Raw genomic sequence first — 15,745 nt, forward strand, 5'->3', positions numbered from 1 at the left:
TCAGACAAGCGTGAATATCAGTCTGGCGCTGAACTGCTGTGGTGTCTGTTCCAGCTCGAAACGGCAGTTGGCCTGGGCGCAGAGCTGTTCCACGATCATGAGGCCATAGCCATGGCTGTCCCGTTCGTCCGGCGGGAGATCGCCAATGCGGTTCTGTATCAGCAGGCTGTCGTTGTCGTTGCTAATGATGATATCGCCGCTACCGTGTACCAGGGCATTGCGCAGCAGGTTGTCGATAATCACCGACAGAATAAAAGGTGGCACCGGCCAGCTGCACGGCGCCAGTGCCAGTGAAGAGACGCGGGCCCGCAGATCCGGATGGGTGCCCAGGCGCTCCTCGATCAGGGCCTGCAGTCCTGCCTGGTTGACCGGCGCGGTACTGCTGGCCTTGCCCTCGCGGCCCAGCCAGAGAAAGGCCTCAATCAGCTGGCTCATGCGGGTTGTGGCATCGTCGATGCGTTTCAGGGCGCGCTGGCTTAGGTTGTCGGCGGGCAGGGTTTCACGCAGCAGGTCGGCTGAACTGCGGATGACCATCACCGGCGAGCGCAGCTCATGGCTGGAAAAGCGGGTGAAATCCCGCTCGCGCTGGATAAAGTCCGACACCCGCTCGAGCAGGGAGGCGAACTGGCGGCTCATAAAGCCGATCTCGTCGTTGCGCTGCAGGGGCTCGAGGCGCGGGTTGGTGGGATCTATATCGGCCAGCTGGCGGCTGAGCTGGCGGATGGGTACCGTCAGATGCCAGGCAATCAGCAGTGTGAGCCCCATGGCGCCAAAGGTAATCAGGGCAATGCCGCCCATGACCAGGCCGACCTCGGCCGCCTCCTGGGCTTCGCTTTCGAGCAGTTCTTCCAGCTGCTGTAGCACCATGTAATAGAGCTCACCGCTGATCGGATGCGGGCGAACCACCAGCAGGTCGCTGTTGGGCAGTTCGTGGGTACCCTCTGTCGTGAAAGCCTGCAGGTCCTGCGGCAGTAAATTCCGGTTGGCGTAGAAATGCAGAATATCGAAAAACTCGAGGGTCTCGGACGGCGCTTCGCTGGCCAGCACGCGATCGACCTGGGCGCCTATATAGTTGCTGAAACGCTGCACGCTTTCGGATTCGATACGCTCGACCATCTGCCAGCCTACCAGCCAGTACAGGCTCATGATCAGGCAGGTTGAGAGTCCGACGGTGAGCAGAATTTTGCGGCTAAAGCTCTGTTTCATTCGCGTGGGTGTCCCTGGGGAGTGTCAGCCGAAAGCCGATGCCGCGCACCGTGGTGAGCATGGGCTGGCTGAAGGGTTTGTCCAGCTGCATGCGCAGCTGATACAGCAGTGAGCGCAGGGCATCGCTGTTGGGCAGGTTGTCGCCCCAGAGCAGCTGTTCCAGCTCTTCCCGGGGCACGGCCCGGGGCGCCTTGGCGACCAGGTGCTTGAGCAGCTTGAACGACTGGGCGGTGAGGTTCAGGGGCTGGCCTTCCCGACTGGCGGTGGCCTGTTCGACATCCAGCGCCAGGGGCCCAAAGGACAAGCGGCGCAGCATCTGGCGCGACTCGCGCTTGCTCAGAGCCTCGACCCGACACACCAGTTCCGCCATGGCAAAGGGCTTGACCAGATAGTCGTCGGCGCCGGACTGAAAGCCCCGTACCTTGTCGTCCAGGGTATCCAGTGCGGTGAGAAAGAGGATGGGTGTAGTAACCCCCAGCGCGCGCAGCTGTTGGCAGGCGGAGAGCCCGCTGACCCTGGGCATCATGATATCGAGTATCAGTACGTCGTATTGATGCTGACGGCACAGCTCAAGCACCTGGGCGCCGTGACTGGCGCAGTCGGTGTCGATGCCGCGCCACTGAAGAAAGTCCGCAATGCCCGCCAGAATATTGGCATCATCGTCGGCGACCAGCACATTCATAGCATCAAGGGTTCCTGCTTTGTCACAGCATGATTAGGAGCCGGAAGTCCCGGCGCAAAAGCGACTGTAGCAGAATTTGGGCGTGATGGGCTGCGGCCATAAACGCCAGCGGTACAGCAGCAGCGCGCTGAACCAGCAAATCGCCAGGGTCCAGATATCGTGGGAAATAAAATGGGCACCGCGCAGCTGCTGGGAAATGCCGAATATGAGCCCCAGTCCCAGGCCCGGCAGCAACGCCAGGCGTCTATAGCGGCGGGCCCGTGCCGAGGTGCCGCCGAAATGGTGCAGGGCGAGGAAGTAGAGAGCGACCCAGGCATAGCCCGCGCTGGCATGTCCTGCGGGGAAGCAACTGCCGCCACTGGTCGTTGCAGGGTCCAGGCTGAACAGGGAATGGTAGAGACGATCGGCGCCGTAGCGCTGCAGGCTCCAGGGGCAGTCGAGTCCGGCGAGGCGCTTGGCGATATTGACGATAAGCACGCTGCACAGCACGGCGCTGATCAGATAACTCAAACCCGGTCGCCAGTGGCGCAGACCTGGGCGTATCCAGCTCAGACTCCAGCCCAGTACAGCGACCAACAAGAGCCCGAAGCTCAGCAGTCGGCCGCCGTTATGGATAAGCCCGGCCGTAAGCCAGTGTTCGCGCAGCGCCCACTGATGGCCCTCCAGCCGATACAGCAGATCCCCCAGTTTCAGATCCAGCCCATAGACTTCCAGCAGTGCGACGCCAAGTACGAACAGCAGCAGCGGAATCAGCCCGAGCGGGCGCCAGCGCAGGGTCGCGGGGCTCATCTGCAGCATGCGGGTGGCGGGAATTGTGTCACCGGTTTTCAGTCGCGGGTGCTGTTGCAGCGGTTGCTGTTGCAGGGGTGGGTGAAGAGGCTCGTAGCGGCTCATTCACACACCCAGCCGCGACGAATCAGGGGCCCGGCCAGCAGCCAGATCAGGTCGCGCGCGGCGATACGGCTTAGCATCAGTTGCCAGGGCTGCGGGTCAGTGGCGTTGATCCACAGGAACAGTGTCTGGTTGAGGGTTTCCAGTGCATTCATCGGTGGCGTGGGTCCCGGTGTTGAGTACGACAGCACCCTAGCAGCGCGCCTGTGAGCCCAGTGTGAAATCCGCCATATAAAAGCCCTGCCAAGGCTCTTCGCAGGCGCCGGGCTCGCGGCTGGGTCTGGCAGCAACTATCCTAAGGTCAGGCTGAAGGAGGTGTTGCCATGACTTATCTGATCTCCCTGAATCCCGCCACGGGAGAACCGGTGGGTGAAATCCCGACCACGTCGCTGGATGCCATTCCTGCGCTGGTGTGCGCGGCGAGGGGCGCGCGCTCTAACTGGAGTCATCTGAGTATCGAGGCCCGGGGTGAATGTCTGTTGCGCGCCGCCGAGGATCTGCTGCAGGAGTCTGAGCGCCTGGGCGAGCTGCTGAGCCAGGAAATGGGCAAGCCGTTGCGCAAGGGGATCAGCGAGGTGCGCTTCTGCGCCCAGAGTATCGAACCGCGGGTCAAGCAGGCGGTGGCGGCGTTGCAGTCGCGGCGCAGCAGCGATGGCGATACCGAGTCCACGCTCTATTATGATCCGCTGGGTGTCTGTGCCGTGATCAGCCCCTGGAACTATCCCATGTCCATGCCGCAGTGGATGCTGCTGCCGGCCTTGCTGTGCGGCAATACGGTGCTGTTCAAGCCGTCGGAGGAAACGCCACTCATAGCTCAGGCCTATGCCGATGTACTCAATCGCCATCTGCCACCGGGTGTATTGCAGGTGGTGCAGGGGCCCGATCAGCAGGGGCGGGCGCTGGTGGAGGCCGATATCAACATGGTGGCCTTTACCGGTTCGCGCGAGGCGGGCAAAGACATCATGACCCGCGCAGCCGTTGGGCTCAAACGCCTGATGCTGGAGCTGGGGGGCAAGGATCCGTTACTGGTACTGGATGATGCCGATCTTGATGCCGCGGCCGAGTTTGCCTGCGCCAACAGTTTTGAGAACGCAGGTCAGGTTTGTGTGGCGACCGAGCGGGTGTATGTTGATCGTCAGGTGCTCGACTGCTTCGAACAGCGGGTAACGGAGCGGGCGGCGCAGTACCTTGCCGGCCCTTGGCACGATGCCAAATCCAGGCTGGGCCCCATGATTCATGACCGTCAGCGCCAGCATGTGCTGGATCAGATCGAGCAGGCGCTGGCCTCGGGGGCGCGGCTGCTGCATGGCGGCAAGGATCATCCGCCGCGCTACATCACCCCCACAGTGCTGACCGATTGCCGCTCTGATATGTGGATCATGCAGCAGGAAACCTTTGGGCCCGTGCTCTGCATTCAGGGTTATGACAATCTTGATGAAGCGCTGTTTCTGGCCAACAGTACCGAGTATGGCCTGGGGGCTGTGGTGTTCGGTGAAGACGAAGACCGTGCCTGGCAGGTGGCACGGCACCTGGAAGCCGGTATGATCGGCGTCAACAAAAGCTGTTTTGGTACCGTTGAATGCCCCTGGGTGGGGGCGCGTCAGAGCGGCTATGGTTTTCATGGTTCGGCCGAAGGCTTTCACCAGTTCTGTCAGTTGCGGGTGGTCAGCAAGCCGTTGTCCGGCTAAATCCATAGCGGCTGTGATGCTGGGCCTGTATGCCCGGGCAGAGAATTGAATCATTCAAAGGGAGGTTGTGGTCGTGTCGCTTTTGTTTGCTTATACAGGCGTTGAAACCCCGTTGAATCAGTCTCTCGTTGCGTTCATGGCGCGATCGGAGGTGCCTGCGGCGAATCTGGGGCTGGGCTGTTATGAGGGTGCGGATGCCCAGCTGATACGGGATCCCGCCGGGGCCGGGCTGGTGTCTGGTTTTATTGATGGCTCCACGCAAGGCTGTGGCCTGTTGCTGGCCTGCCAGGGGGAGGCTGCGGACTTGCCCGCTGGGCTGGCGAATTGCCAACCCTTTGCCCGTGAGCTGATGGGGACTGTGCATCTGTTCGCCATGCAGGGTGAGCTGCAGGGGCTGGAGGATAGTCGGGCCTTTCCCACCGGGGTTTACACCCCCATAGGTGATGCCTCGGCTGAGCGGGCGTTTTGCGTGCTGATGTCCCGCATGCGGGTACTCTGGCTGGAGGACACGCCATTGCCCGAGGTGCGTCTGGCGGTGGTGTCGGATTTCGCCGCCCGCATGCGTCCGCTCGGGCTTGCCAACTTCATTTATGCCGACAGCGAACTGCTGTTTGTGCACGGCCATCAGCAGGCCGGTGATCCAGACAGGTCCGGTCTTTTTCTGGGCCGCAGTGAGGGTGGAATTCGGGTGTCCGGTCAGGCGCTGGACAGGGGCGACTGGCAGGGGCTGGAGCCCGGCGAAGTACTGATGATCAAGGGTGCTGAGGTGCTGGAGCGTTGTGCGCCGTTCAAGCTCTGGAGTCAGCTGGTTGACTGAAAACTATCCAAAGGATGGGCCATGAGCTCTTTGAAGAAACACAAGAAAAACATCAAAAGAAAAGGGGCGAATGCTAGCGGTTTCACAACGAAGTCGGCTCGCAAGCGCAAAATGAGTTCGTTGCAATCGCAAGTTATCTTTTGCCTGATTGTCGTCGGTATTGTGCTCTATCTCATTGCCCGCAATATTTAGGCAATGACCCGGGATTAAGCGCCCAGGTTGCGAGTCACAGGTGGCCGGCGCCGCGCGTCTTCTGCGCGGCACCGGCCAGTCCGGTTAACCTCTTTTTCCTATCTCTTTCCCCTTTTCCCTTTCATCTCGTCCCTCTTTCCCCGCCTAACGAATGCAGGACACCAGATAGTCGATCTCAGGGGCCGAGTTGCCGGGGGCGTTGAGGCACACTGGCAGGTAGGTCGGCGGTGTCAGCAGGCCGCGGGCCAGCAGGTCGTCGATCAGATCGAGGAATTCGAAGCTGGTTTTGCCGATAAAGAGCCCGGTGATGTCCCGCGTTTTGTGCAGCTGGTAGGCATCGCGAAAGCCGCTTAAGTAAAGGTGGTCCTTGGTAAAGCCGCCGCCCCGGTGTACCCGGGTGCAGACGCGGAAGGCTTCTTCAGGTTCAGTGCCGTAGTCTTCGACGATGGTGCGCCAGGTGCGACAGAAGTCGCCGTAGCGAATCATCAGATCCACAGCGATAACCCGCAATGCCAGGCTTTTCAGACGTTTGAGTGTCAGATTGCCGGAGCGATACTCGCTGAAAATCGCCAGGCCTTCCTGGGTATGGGTGTTGTTGGGCAGACCCAGTGAAAAAACTTCCAGTGGCTGCTGCTTGGCGTTGAGCGAGGTGGTCATGTGCACCCCCAGCTCGTGGTGCGCCAGTGCCTGCAGTTCCACCGGGCTGACTTTGGCCGAGCGGCGCACCAGCAGGGCCTTGCGGCCGTTGTTCACCATGGCAGCGGCGATCAGGCGGTCCGACAGTTCCACCTTGCACTTGAGCCCCCATTCCTTGGCCAGCTGCTGGAACTGCGGAATCATCTCCTTTGAACTCAGTTGCTGACCGTTGAGCTCTTCGGCGCGGTCGGCGGCGTGCAGCAAAAAGCGCGCGTTGGCCAATTCGCCTGCCGTGGGCTCGCCATAATAGCGCAGCGAGTTGTACAGAAAGCTGTCGGTGCCGATGCTCACCAGCATGTCGATACGTTCGGCCAGGGCGTCAATCACCTGGCGGTACAGCTGGCGCAGCGCCGGCTCGCGAATGGAGTCTACCGGCAGACGGTAGAGCTTTTCACGGTGGGCGTAAGGGTCAATCTTGAGCTGGCGATAGCGAAAGTTCGGCGCCTTGCGGCCCTGGTGCTTGAAGAAGCGGCGCTGCTCAACCGGCATGTTGATGGGGTTGATGTAGAGCAGGGTCTCCAGCCCCCGTGCGAGCTTCTTCAGTTCGCGGTCGACCAGCAGTACTTCGGGCGGAAGCTCCGTGGGCATCAGGTCGTTGCGGTGCAGGGAGGGGCCCGGCAGCGTGCGGCTGGCGTCCGCCGTGGTTTCCAGCAGGGCGTCATGCAGGCCGTGGCGCAGCGCATCCACCACCAGTGGGAAGGGCGCGCCACTGTCCAGATCCAGGAACACCTTCTGGATCTCAAACGGGATAGTCAGGGTGTTGCTGTGATGCTCGGCAATATGGCTTGAGGTGTAGCCGCCACCGTGATTGCGCTCGCCCAGGCTGACGCGGTTGTCGAGGTTCGGCAGCTCGATTTCACCCAGGCGGCTCTGCAGGCGCTTGATCAGCGGGCTCCACTGCTCGCTGTCGACATCTTCAGTGGCGATATGAATCTTGCTGTGGCCGTCCTTCATTTCCTCGAACGGACAGCTGTGTACATCGAACAGCACCGCGTGGCTGTGGTCTTCTTCAATGACCCAGAGCAGGGCGTCCAGAATGCGGTAAATGCGCTGGTGGCGTTCCTGACCGCGGTGACGCATGGTCTTGGTTACCGGCTTGTGCCAGAGCGCGGTATCGTTAATTTCATTACGCACGCAGCGATTGGCCGGCAGGCTCAGATCGTAATCGATACGCGAATCCTGCACGCACAGGGCGATGGGCATCAGCTCGATCAGCCAGTCGCTGCCGCGATCCTCCAGTTGCAGGCGGGCCTTGTCATCCACCGCCAGGCGCTGCAGGCTGTCGCTGTGCAGGCGGCTGCCGCCGTGCAATGCGGTGCAGACGACGGGGAGGTATTCGTCCACCCGAATGTGCAGCGAACCGTCACGCAGACGGGCGTTGAACGGGGTGCGGTTTTGAATGCGCTCGAGAATCTGATTTTCGGTGAGTGTCTGCATCGATCCCTAACCTGAACGGGTATTGAGTCGCTGAGATTCTGTGCAGTATTCGGGCCCATGTACAGCAAAAATGCTGCCGGGCCCGGTACTTGTTGCCACAGCTGGGTGCTGGCGGCGTCAGACGATGGTCGCGGGCTCCGGGCCACTGAGGTTCTTGAGCCCCAGGCGCTTGAGTTCCTCGCTCATAAGGGCGCGTATTTCCACCTCGCTGGCCAGATGCTGCGCCTTGTGCAGCAGCGCCTGGGCATCGGTACAGTTGACCGAGCGGATCAGCCACTTGATTTTGGGAATGCTGTGGGCGTTCAGACTCAGGGTGCGCAGCCCCATGCCCAGCAGCAGCAATACGGCGGCAGGGTCCGACGCCATTTCGCCGCACAGCGACAGTGGGATATTGGCGGCCTGGGTGTGGGCGACGATCTGCTCCAGCGCCACCAGCATGACCGGGTTGAGATTGTCGAACAGCGCCGATACCTTGGGATTGTTGCGGTCCACCGCCAGCAGGTACTGGGTCAGGTCGTTGGAGCCGATGGAGACGTAATCCACGTACTTCAGCATGCGCGGCAACAGCAGCACCGCAGAAGGGACTTCCACCATCATGCCGATGGGCGGGCGTACCACGGCGACACCCTCGGACTGCAGCTCTTCCAGAGTGTCATCGACGATGCGCACGAAGCTTTCCAGCTCGTCGATGCGACTGACCATGGGGATCAGCAGGCGCAGGTTGTCGTTGTCCACATTGGCCCGCAGCATGGCGCGCAGCTGGGTCACCAGCAGTGAGGTGTTGTCCAGGGTGAAGCGAATGCCGCGCCAGCCGAGGAAGGGGTTGTCCTCGCGAATCTCAAAGTAGGGCAGCTGCTTGTCACCGCCGATATCCAGGGTGCGCATGGAGACCGGCAATGGCGAGTAGGCGCTCAGTACCTGGCGGTAGATTTCATACTGCTCGTCTTCTGTCGGGAAGCTGTCGTGCAGCATGAAGGGAATTTCGGAGCGATAGAGCCCCACGCCTTCGGCGCCGTGCTTGCGGCCAGGGGTCACGTCGGCCAGCAGGCCGGTATTGGTCAGCAGCTGCACGCGCACACCGTCGCGGGTTTCGGCCGGCAGGTCGCGCAGGCAGGCCAGTTGGTCGATAAACTGGGCGTCGGCGTGCTGCAGGCGACGGTATTCCTTCAGCAGCGCAGGTTGCGGATGCAGGATACATTCGCCGCGATAGCCATCGACAATGACCTCTTCGCCATCGAATTTCTTCAGATCGAGGCTGGTAACCCCCATGACCGCCGGAATACCCAGGGCATTGGCGACAATACCGGTGTGGGACAGCGCGGAGCCTGCGGTGCAGATGATGCCCTTGATCTGCTCGGGGCGGTAGATCGACAGGTCGGCAATGCTGATCAGGTCGCTGGCCAGTACCAGTTCGCGCTGTTCGCTGGCGGTATCCAGCGGGGTCTTGCTGAGCATGTGGCGCAGCAGGCGGTTGCCGATATTGCGAATGTCTTCGCCCCGGGCGCGCAGATAGGGGTCCTGTGCCTGGTCGAAGGCGCCGGCCAGTTCATCGATGGTTTCGCGCAGCGCCCAGCTGGCCTTGAAGCCCTGCTGGATGTGCTGCACGGTGCGCTCGTGCAGCTCAGGGCTCTGCAGCATCATCAGATAGACAGAAAAGAGGTTGGCGATATCGGAGGGCAGGCTGTCACCCAGGCGTGATGCCCCCAGGGTCAGCTCGTCCGTCAGCCGTGCGACGGCAGCCTCAAAGCGAGCCAGGTCGGCGTCTATATTGGTACTGCGCTGCTGGGTAATGTCCTGCAGGCTAAGGTTCAGGTGCAGTACTTCCAGGCGTCCACAGCCGATGCCAGGGGCACTCTTGACGCCGCTGTAGCGGTCAATGTCATGGGTAACGGGCTGTTGCGGCAACCAGGCGCCGGAGCGTTGTATCGACTGCAGGGTGCCGGCCAGCTGACTGGCGATGGTGACCATAAAGGCCTCGGCATCCTGGCTGAAGCGCTGCTGCTCGGTGCCCTGAATGACCAGTACCCCGATCAGCTCGCGCAGGTGAATCAGCGGCACCCCCATAAACTGATGGTAGGGGGCTTCGTGGGTTTCGGGAATGTACACGAACTTGTCGTGGGTCGGGGCATCGGCCAGATTCAGTGGATGCAGCGTACGACCGATCTTGCCGACCAGGCCTTCATTCAGTGCCAGGCTGACCTTGCCGACGGCCACATCGGCCAGACCAGCAGTGGCGGCCAGAACCAGACGCTGTTCGGATGACGACTTTAAATAAAGGCTGCAAACGGGTACTGAAAACAGTTCAGTGAGCTTGACGACGATCTGACGCATGGCCGCGACAGCGTTTTCGGCGCGGGATATGTCCTGTACCAGCGACGTCAGCGTCGAGAGGGAGTGGAGCATAGGTTGAACTCCGAAATCCTTGTCCGTATGGGAGCAAACGGGTGAGTTTGCCTTCGATACTCGCACAAGCGCCGCACTGGCGCAATTGCAGACAGGCAGCCTAAGGCCCGTACGACGGCCTCTGTGGCGAATCTGTCGCTAACGGAATGGGCCTGCGGGGCAGGGGAGGATGACGCCGGCTTGGGCAGGAGAAAACAGGGCCGGGCGGCCCTGTTTTGTCAGCTGCGGTTTGTCGGCTGCAGGTTACTGCTTGATGATCGATTAATGCAGTTTGACGCGCGGGCGTAGCACCCGGTTAATGCGATCAACCAGGGTCACCAGGATGGTTTTGGTCACGCCGTAGAGCGCCACCTGGTGCATGCGATAGAGCGAGATGTACACCAGCCTGGCCAGGCGTCCTTCAATCATCAGGCTCTTGCCGCCCAGGTTACCCATCAGGCTGCCGACGGTACTGAAGCGGCTTAGCGAGACCAGGGATCCGTGGTCGCGGTAAACGTAGGGCGGTATGGGCTGGCCGTCCAGAATCTTGCGGATATGGCGGTGCAGGTGAGAGGCCATCTGGTGAGCCGACTGGGCCCGTGGCGGTACCTGGCCCTTGCCATCCGGCATTGGACAGGCGGCACAGTCGCCCAGGGCAAAGATGCTTGGGTCCTGGGTGGTCTGCAGACTGGCGTTAACCAGCAGCTGGTTGCGCGCATTGACTTCAAGCCCGTCCAGATTCCGGGTAACGGGGGGGGCCTTGATGCCGGCCGCCCAGACCATCAGGTGGGCCTCGATCAGTTCGTCGGTGGCGGTCATCAGACCCTCTGCCGTCACTTCGCGCACCGGTGTCGATGCTCGAACGCGCACGCCGAGCTTTTCCAGTTCCTGGTGGGCGGCACCGGATATGCGCTCCGGCAGTGCCGGCAGAATGCGCGGCCCGGCTTCCACCAGGCTAACTTCCAGCTGCTGGGCGTCACCCTGTTCGAAGCCGTAGCTGGTCAGCTCCTTGGCGGTGTTGAACAGCTCGGCGGAAAGTTCGACCCCGGTAGCGCCGGCACCGACGATGGCAATCTTCAGCGGATGAGGATCGGCGCTGGTGCGCAGGTAGGCGTTGAGCAAGTTGTGGCGGAATAGCTCGGCCTGTTCGCGGCTGTCGAGGAAGACACAGTGCTCGGCGGCGCCGAGGGTGCCGAAATCGTTGGTGATGCTGCCGATGGCGAGCACCAGAAGGTCGTAGTTGAGCGAGCGCTGCGGCAAAATTTCCAGCCCGTCTTCATCGGTCACCGCGGCCAGGTGCACCGTGCGATTGCTGCGATCCAATCCATCCAGACGGCCGATGCGAAAACGGAAATGATTGTTGGTGGCCTGGGCGCGGTAGCTCAGTTCATCGATACCGGCGTCCAGCGAGCCTGTGGCTACTTCATGCAGCAGCGGTTTCCACAGGTGGGTCTGGTTGCAATCGACCAGGGTGACCGACATCCCCTTGCGGCCATAGCGGCGACCCAGACGGGTGGCGAGTTCGAGCCCGCCCGCCCCGCCGCCAATGATGACGACTTGCTTTTTCATGACATACCTCAGACGTACAGTTTTAAAAATTCTGGCCTGTGCCGGTCGCGGTGCAGCCTTCACGCTCTGTGTCAGGGGGGCTTGCGGGGCAACCGAAGGTGGCTTAATGGTGATCAGAATAACAGCATGCGGACAAAGTCTTAAGTCCGGATGTAAATTACTTTCGTGATTTTTTTACGTTCTGCGCAGCGTCGTGAAATTGCAGTGGGGGCAAAGACCCTGCCGACACGCAATGGCTTAAACTGGGTGCGGCTTTGTGCGATGATTCGGCCCCCGAGGAGAGCGCAATGAAAAGTTATTTGTTCAGTACCGAGAATGGCCGTGGCGGCGTCATTCTGTGTGACATAGACGCCTTCGATGATGCGGTGGTGTATCTGCGTCAGCGCTTTGACGGTGTAGTGCGGGTCGAGCAGGGGTTAACGCTCTGGACCCTGGATGAAGGTTTTGGTCAGTTTGAGCCGGTCATAGTGCCGAATCTGCCGATCACGGCATCCAGGGAACCGCCGCCTGGTTAGCCTGGATGGGCGTCTAGAGCAGTTCGGCCGCGGCCTCATACTGTGCCGCCAGCCACAGATCTGTGGTGCCGCGGGCCTGCTGGCGGATATCCCGGGCACGGCTGAGCAGGCGCTGGCGCGACTGGCTGCGGCTCTGTTGCGAAGGCCTGGGCTGAGGCTGCAAGGGCCTGGCGGGACTCTGGGGCTGAATATTCATGATTGGGCTCCCGTAATCGGTTCGTGACGATCGCTTGAATGGTCACTATTAGACCCGCGGGTTGCGACAATCTGATGACGCCAGGGCGTCATCATCGTCGTGCACACTTAAAGCTGGTGCGGCTTCACGTACGCACGGTTTCCCAGGGACAGGACATGCTGCAGATCTACCACTCCCATTCGTTGACCAATCTGAAAGACCTGCTGGTGCTGCTGATCGAGCGCGATCCGTTGCCCGATCCCTTTCAGGATGAAACCATCCTGGTACAGAGCCCCGGCATGGCGCAGTGGCTTAAGCTGGAAATGGCTGCGGGCCTGGGTATTGCCGCCGCGGTGCAGTTTCCGCTGCCCGCCACCTTCCTGTGGGAGAGCTTCGCCGCGCTTCTGCCCGAGGTGCCGGAGCGTTCGGCCTATCGCAAGGAGGCCATGACCTGGAAGCTGATGGAACTGTTGCCACCGCTGTTGCCGCTGGAGGAGTTCCTGCCGCTGCGTCAGTACTTGGACGATGATGGGGCCGGCTTCAAGCGCTATCAGCTGTGCGGCAAGATCGCCGATATCTTCGATCAGTACCTGGTGTACAGACCCGACTGGATTGAAGCCTGGGATCGCTCTGAAGCGATGCCTGCGCCGCTCGGGGATCAGGCCTGGCAGCCGCTGCTGTGGCGTGCGCTGGTGGCTAAAACCCAAGCCCTGGGGCAGCCGCACTGGCACCGGGCCAATATGCAGCAGACCTTTGTAAAGGCCCTTGGGGCTCGCACGCCACAAGGGTTGTCGTCCAGGCTCTTCGTATTCGGTATTTCAGCCCTGCCCCAGACCTTCCTGCAGGCACTGCAGGCGCTGGGTCAGCGCATCGATGTGCACCTGATGATCCTCAACCCTTGCCGCCATTACTGGGGCGACATTATTGACCCGGCCTATCTGGCCAAGCTCAGCCGCCGGCTCTTCAAATCAGGCAGCGCGGGGCAGGGAAGCGCCGATAACGCGGGGTACCTGGAAAGCGGCAATCCGCTGCTGGCCTCCATGGGCAAGCTGGGGCGCGATTATTTGCATCAGCTGCAGGATATGGAGCTCACCGGATTTGATTTCTTCGAGCTGCCGGGGGAAGAGCTGCAGGCGTCCGATAGGCTGCTGGGCCATGTGCAGCGGGATATCCTGGAGCTGGACGATCGCAGCCTTGAGCCGCCGGATGCGCAGGACTCCCGTTACAAGACAGTGCTGTCGCCGGAAGATCGCTCCCTGCAGCTGCACAGTTGCCATAGCCCGTTGCGCGAACTTGAAGTGCTGCAGGATCAGATCCTGGCGCTGTTCGAGGCCGATCCTACTCTGGCGCCGCGGGATATTATTGTCATGATGCCGGATGTGGCCGCCTACGCGCCCCATATAGAAGCGGTGTTTGGCAGCGCGCGCTACGAGCGGCGTATCCCCTTTGCGATCTCGGACAGATCCCTGCAGCAGGAGAGCCCGTTGTTGCAGAGTTTTCTGGCGCTGCTGCAGCTGCCGCAAAGCCGGCTGCGGGTGTCGGAGGTGCTGGATCTGCTGGAAGTGCCGGCCACGCTGCGCCGTTTTGGTCTGGACAATGAAGGCTTTGATCAGCTGCGGGCCTGGATCGAGCAGGCCGGTGTGCGCTGGGGGCTGGATGCCAGCCAGCGTGAGTCCCTGGCGCTGCCTGCGTTCGAGCAGAACAGTTGGCGTTTTGGCCTGCGCCGGATGCTGGCAGGCTATGCCCTGATGGACGATACCAGCCTCTGGCAGGAGCAGGCACCCTATGGCGAAATTGAGGGGCTGGGCGCGGTACTGCTGGGCCCGCTGGCGGACTTCATCGACCTGCTGGAAGAAACCTGTGGGCTGTTTCGCGGTGCCCGTCCGGTGGCTGACTGGGTGAGTGAAATCAACCGCCTGCTGCAGGCCTGCTACGCCCCCGATGAAGAGGACGAGCTGGCGTTGTCCCAGGTACGCCGGGTACTGGAAGGCCTGCATCAGGAACTGGCCGATGCGGCCTCCGAGGAGCCGCTGGGCGCCGAGATCCTGGTGGACTATCTGGCCCAGAGTCTGGGTGAGCAGCGCAGCAGTCAGCGTTTCATGGTGGGGCCGGTCAACTTCTGTACCCTGATGCCGATGCGCTCCATTCCGTTTCGGGTTGTCTGTCTGCTAGGCATGAATGAAGGCGTGTATCCGCGCACCCTGGCCCCCATGGGCTTTGACCTTATCGCCCGGCATCCGCGTCGGGGCGATCGCTCGCGCCGTGACGATGACCGCTACCTGTTTCTCGAGGCCATGCTGTCGGCCCGGGACCTGCTCTACATCAGCTACATCGGCCGTTCCATTCAGGACAACCGCGAGCGCGTGCCCTCGGTGCTGGTGAGCGAGCTGCTCGAATACAGTGCCCAGGGCTTCGTGCTGCCAGCGCATCGGGATCTGAGCCCTGAAGACAGTGCGCGTGCGTTGCGCCAGGCATTGGTCACCGAGCATCCGCTGACCGCCTACAGCGAGCGCTATTTCAATGCTGAATCGCCACGGCTGTTCAGCTATGCCGCCCAGTGGCTGCCTGCTGCCTGCAGCCAAAGTGGCGTGGCGGAACCCTTCTGTGCTGCCCCCCTGGCGGCGGAACCTGTGGCTGAGCTGGAACTCGATGAGCTGCTGGCGTTCTACCGCAACCCCAGTCGGTACTTTTTCCAGCGCAGGCTGCGGGTCAGTTTCCACGAGCAGGGCGTCGATACCCTGGATGAAGAGCCCTTCGCCCTCGATGGCCTGGAAGGTTACGGCCTCAAGCAGCAGATTTTGCAGGCACAGTTGCGGGCAGAGCCGCTTGATCTGCTGGCGCGCCGGCTGATGGCCCAGGGTGGGCTGCCGGTGGGCAAGGCGGGCACCCGCTTGCTCGATCGGCATCGGGCCGATGTTGCACCCCTGGCACAGGCGCTGCAGCCCCTGCTGGCAAGCCCTGCCGCCCGGCACGAAATCAGCCTTGAGCTGGACGACTGCCTGCTCAGCGGCTGGCTTGATGGCGTGCATGACGGCTGCCTGATCCGCTATCGCCCCGCGGGCCTGAAAGGACACGACTATCTGCGTGGCTGGATACTGCATCTGGTGGCGTCTGCCGGGGCGGGCCTGAAGGGGTGTCAGTATCTGGGGGTGGACCGCAAGGCCGGCGTCACGACGCTGCGCTTCAAGCCCATAGACAGAGACGCGGCGATCGAGGCGCTCAACCGCCTGCTGGCGGGCTATCGTCGCGGCCTGTGCGAACCTTTGGCGCTGGCCCCGAATACCGCCTGGGCCTGGCTTGCCGAGGAAGACAAGGATCAGGCGCTGCAGCGGGCGCGGGATGCCTTCAATACCGGTTTTCTGGTGCCGGGGGAGGGGGACGATCCCTACATTGCCCGGGCCTGGCCCGATTTCGAGTCTATCAGTGTGCAGCTGCCGTCCCTGAGTGAGCAGCTGTTCGGTGATGTTGTGGCTTCCATTGAAGAGGCGTCCTGAG

Annotated in this window: 13 protein-coding genes; 5 read left to right on the top strand and 8 right to left on the bottom strand. The window is 61.7% G+C overall.

Annotation, left to right across the window (positions count from 1 at the left end):
• The 4 genes from A8C75_RS07070 to A8C75_RS23570 are packed head-to-tail and all read right to left on the bottom strand — an operon-like array spanning position 1 to position 2,934.
• Positions 1-1,206 (bottom strand): sensor histidine kinase, encoded by a 1,206-nt coding sequence (locus A8C75_RS07070; protein ID WP_067379971.1) that lies wholly within the window; start codon positions 1,204-1,206, stop codon positions 1-3.
• Positions 1,190-1,888, bottom strand: coding sequence for a response regulator transcription factor (locus A8C75_RS07075; protein WP_067379973.1), 699 nt, complete (start codon positions 1,886-1,888; stop codon positions 1,190-1,192). Before A8C75_RS07075 ends, A8C75_RS07070 begins: the two co-directional genes overlap by 17 nt.
• 33 nt (positions 1,889-1,921) lie before the next feature.
• On the bottom strand, positions 1,922-2,782 hold the full coding sequence (locus A8C75_RS07080; RefSeq protein ID WP_120785171.1) for a phosphatase PAP2 family protein: 861 nt from the start codon (positions 2,780-2,782) through the stop codon (positions 1,922-1,924).
• On the bottom strand, positions 2,779-2,934 hold the full coding sequence (locus tag A8C75_RS23570; RefSeq protein WP_157890234.1) for a hypothetical protein: 156 nt from the start codon (positions 2,932-2,934) through the stop codon (positions 2,779-2,781). The genes A8C75_RS07080 and A8C75_RS23570 overlap by 4 nt, the downstream gene beginning before the upstream one ends.
• Before the next feature lie 168 nt (positions 2,935-3,102).
• Here A8C75_RS23570 and A8C75_RS07085 point away from each other — a divergent pair, with 168 nt between their 5' ends.
• From A8C75_RS07085 to A8C75_RS23575, 3 genes are all read left to right on the top strand, one after another.
• The gene (locus tag A8C75_RS07085) at positions 3,103-4,467 is read left to right on the top strand and encodes an aldehyde dehydrogenase family protein (RefSeq protein WP_067379976.1); all 1,365 of its coding nucleotides are present in this window, start codon (positions 3,103-3,105) and stop codon (positions 4,465-4,467) included.
• Between the two features lie 112 nt (positions 4,468-4,579).
• Positions 4,580-5,284, top strand: coding sequence for a class II glutamine amidotransferase (locus tag A8C75_RS07090; protein ID WP_067379980.1), 705 nt, complete (start codon positions 4,580-4,582; stop codon positions 5,282-5,284).
• Positions 5,285-5,305: 21 nt separating this feature from the next.
• A complete protein-coding gene (locus tag A8C75_RS23575) occupies positions 5,306-5,476 on the top strand; it encodes a hypothetical protein (RefSeq protein ID WP_157890235.1) in 171 nt (56 codons plus the stop codon).
• A 144-nt stretch (positions 5,477-5,620) separates the two neighbouring features.
• Here A8C75_RS23575 and A8C75_RS07095 read toward each other — a convergent pair whose 3' ends face one another.
• The 3 genes from A8C75_RS07095 to A8C75_RS07105 all read right to left on the bottom strand — a co-directional run bounded on the left by A8C75_RS07095 (position 5,621) and on the right by A8C75_RS07105 (position 11,560).
• Positions 5,621-7,609, bottom strand: a complete 1,989-nt coding sequence (locus A8C75_RS07095) for a flavohemoglobin expression-modulating QEGLA motif protein (protein WP_067379983.1) — start codon at positions 7,607-7,609, stop codon at positions 5,621-5,623.
• Positions 7,610-7,726: 117 nt separating this feature from the next.
• Complete coding sequence (gene ptsP / locus A8C75_RS07100; RefSeq protein WP_067379987.1) at positions 7,727-10,012, bottom strand: phosphoenolpyruvate--protein phosphotransferase; 2,286 nt, start codon at positions 10,010-10,012, stop codon at positions 7,727-7,729.
• A 261-nt stretch (positions 10,013-10,273) separates the two neighbouring features.
• The gene (locus A8C75_RS07105) at positions 10,274-11,560 is read right to left on the bottom strand and encodes an NAD(P)/FAD-dependent oxidoreductase (RefSeq protein WP_067379990.1); all 1,287 of its coding nucleotides are present in this window, start codon (positions 11,558-11,560) and stop codon (positions 10,274-10,276) included.
• A gap of 287 nt (positions 11,561-11,847) precedes the next feature.
• On the opposite strand from A8C75_RS07105, the gene A8C75_RS07110 reads away from it, so the two are divergent.
• Positions 11,848-12,075, top strand: coding sequence for a hypothetical protein (locus A8C75_RS07110; protein WP_067379993.1), 228 nt, complete (start codon positions 11,848-11,850; stop codon positions 12,073-12,075).
• Between the two features lie 13 nt (positions 12,076-12,088).
• Here the strand turns inward: A8C75_RS07110 and A8C75_RS07115 are convergent, their stop codons facing one another.
• Positions 12,089-12,271, bottom strand: a complete 183-nt coding sequence (locus A8C75_RS07115) for a hypothetical protein (RefSeq protein WP_067379996.1) — start codon at positions 12,269-12,271, stop codon at positions 12,089-12,091.
• A 155-nt stretch (positions 12,272-12,426) separates the two neighbouring features.
• On the opposite strand from A8C75_RS07115, the gene recC reads away from it, so the two are divergent.
• A complete protein-coding gene (recC, locus tag A8C75_RS07120; RefSeq protein ID WP_067379999.1) occupies positions 12,427-15,744 on the top strand; it encodes an exodeoxyribonuclease V subunit gamma in 3,318 nt (1,105 codons plus the stop codon).
• Position 15,745: the final 1 nt, after the last annotated feature.

The sequence above is a fragment of the Marinobacterium aestuarii genome, assembly GCF_001651805.1.
Lineage (GTDB): Bacteria > Pseudomonadota > Gammaproteobacteria > Pseudomonadales > Balneatricaceae > Marinobacterium_A > Marinobacterium_A aestuarii.